The organism is Oleiphilus sp. HI0067, assembly GCF_001635735.1.
In genome coordinates this window covers 1-972 of record NZ_LWFI01000995.1, presented here as the reverse complement: position 1 = coordinate 972, position 972 = coordinate 1, and the positions used below count along the sequence as shown (strand labels likewise).

Below are 972 nucleotides of genomic sequence, written 5' to 3'. Positions count from 1 at the left end.
AGATGTCAGTGTCGAATCAAGTGATATCTCACTTGCTGCTCGAATCCTTGCAGCTTTCCCAGAGAACTTAAAAGAAGAGCAACGCGTTCCAGATGCGTTGAAAGAGTTGGGCGAACTAACACTTAAGAAAGAAGCAAACATCATTAAGCTTCCAAATGTGAGCGCGTCTATTCCTCAGCTAAAAGCAGCTATTGCGGAGCTTCAATCTCAAGGTTTTGATTTACCTGCATACCCAGACGAACCAAGTTCTGATGAAGAAAATGACATTCAAGCACGTTATGCAAAAGTGCTTGGAAGCGCGGTAAACCCTGTATTACGTGAGGGGAACTCTGATCGAAGAGCGCCAAAAGCGGTTAAAGCGTATGCACGCAAAAATCCTCACTCAATGGGTAAGTGGAGCCAGGCGTCACGCACGCACGTAGCGCACATGTGGGATAACGACTTTTACCATAACGAGAAGTCTACGATTATTGATAAAGCTTGTAATGTTCGCATTGAGCTTGAAACCAAAGATGGTCAAAAGAAAAATCTCAAAGAGAATCTAGCGCTGCTTGACGGCGAAGTCATCGATGGCATGTTTATGAGTGTGAGAGCGCTATGCGATTTCTTCGAAGCCGAAATGGAAGGTGCGAAACGCGCTAACATTTTGTTCTCGTTGCACGTAAAAGCGACCATGATGAAAGTCTCTCACCCGATCGTCTTTGGCCATGCTGTAAAAGTATATTTTAAAGAAGTCTTTGAAAAGCACGCAGAAACCTTTGAAAAGCTCGGTGTGAACGCGAACAATGGTTTAAGCAATGTTCACCAGAAAATTCAGTCTCTTCCATATTCGCAGCGTTCTGAAATTGAAGAAGATATTCGTAAGTGTTACGAAGATCGTCCTGAACTCGCTATGGTTGATTCAGACAAGGGTATTTCAAACTTACACGTTCCTAGCGACGTGATCGTTGATGCTTCTATGCCCGCAATGAT

Annotated in this window: 1 protein-coding gene; it reads left to right on the top strand. The window is 43.8% G+C overall.

Going from position 1 to position 972, the window contains the following annotated elements:
* A partial coding sequence (locus A3739_RS12960; RefSeq protein WP_197472302.1) for an NADP-dependent isocitrate dehydrogenase occupies positions 1-972 on the top strand: 972 nt, incomplete at both ends.